1 protein-coding gene is annotated in these 1548 nt (G+C 65.4%); it reads left to right on the forward strand.

What is annotated here, in order from left to right:
• Positions 1 to 258: 258 nt before the first annotated feature.
• On the forward strand, positions 259 to 1548 hold a 1290-nt coding region (locus tag AC1DR7_RS20295), incomplete at its 3' end, for a PHP domain-containing protein (protein WP_478076672.1).

Consider the following 1548-nt stretch of genomic DNA (forward strand, 5'->3'; position numbering starts at 1 on the left):
CCCCCCCCCCCCCCCCCCCCCACCCCGGCCCTTCATCACCCGCACACCCGCATCGCCGTTGTAGTTGCCCTGGCTGTTGCCGTTGCCGTTGCCGTTGCCGTTGCTGTTGCCTTGGCACTCGCCGTTGAAGTCATCACCCACCCACCAGCACCCACTACCTGAACAAAGCAACCCACCCCTCCCCCTGTAACACCCCTGTCAAGCCTTGTCCGTCCACGCCCGCGCCGCTACCCTGACCGGGCATTACATTGGCCCGGCATGTCCACTTCCCGTTTCGTACATCTCCACGTCCACACCGAGTTTTCGCTGGCGGATTCGACCATCCGTGTCCCGGCGAAGCCGGAGCAGGCTGACCCGAAGAAAGCCAAGCAGGCCAACCTGCTCAGCCGCGCTGTCGAACTGAAACTGCCTGCCCTGGCAGTGACCGACCTGAACAACCTGTTCGCCCTGGTCAAGTTCTACAAGGCCGCCGAAACCGTCGGCATCAAGCCCATCGCCGGCGCCGACATCATGATCGCCGAAGAGGGCATGACCCCCTGGCGCATGACCCTGCTCTGCCGCGACCGCGAAGGCTACCTCAGCCTCTCCCGCCTGCTCACCCGCGCGTGGATGGAAGGCCACCGCCCCGAAGGCGGCGTCGCTGTCCATCCGGACTGGCTCAAGGCCGGCTGCCACAACCTGTTTGCGTTGGCCGGCCGCGACAGCCTCGCCGGCCGCCTGGCCAACGAAGGCCGCCACGACCTGGCCGAGCAGCAGCTCGCCGACTGGCAGCGCGTGTTCGGCGACGGCCTGCATCTCGAACTGACCCGCACCGGGCGTGACGGCGAAGAAGCCTTCAACCAGTTTGCCCTGCTGGCCGCCGGCCAGCGTGGCCTGCCGGTGATCGCCAGCAATGACGTCCGCTTCCTGCAGCCGGAAGATTTCAACGCCCACGAAGCGCGCGTCTGCATCTCCTCCGGCCGTGTCCTGGATGACCCCAAGCGCCCGCGCGACTACAGCGACCAGCAGTACCTCAAGTCGGCCGAGGACATGTGCGCGCTGTTTGCCGACATTCCCGACGCGATCGACAACACGATCGCGCTGGCCGAACGCTGCAACATCGAAATGCGCCTGGGCACCTACTTCCTGCCCAACTACCCGGTGCCCGAAAACGAAACGCTCGACAGCTGGATCTGCAGCGAATCGCGCAAAGGCCTGGACGCGCGCCTCGAAAAGAACCCGCTGGCCGAAGGCAAGACCCGCGCTGACTACGTCGAACGCCTCGAATTCGAACTGGCCACCATCATCAAGATGGGCTTCCCCGGCTACTTCCTGATCGTGGCCGACTTCATCCAGTGGGGCAAAAACCAGGGCATCCCGATCGGCCCCGGCCGCGGTTCCGGTGCCGGTTCACTGGTGGCCTGGGCGCTGCAGATCACCGACCTGGACCCGATCCCGTACAACCTGCTGTTCGAGCGGTTCCTCAACCCCGAACGCGTGTCGATGCCCGACTTCGACATCGACTTCTGCATGGACCGCCGCGACGAAGTCATCGACTACGTCGCGCGC

The organism is Stenotrophomonas sp. P5_A9 (assembly GCF_056400525.1).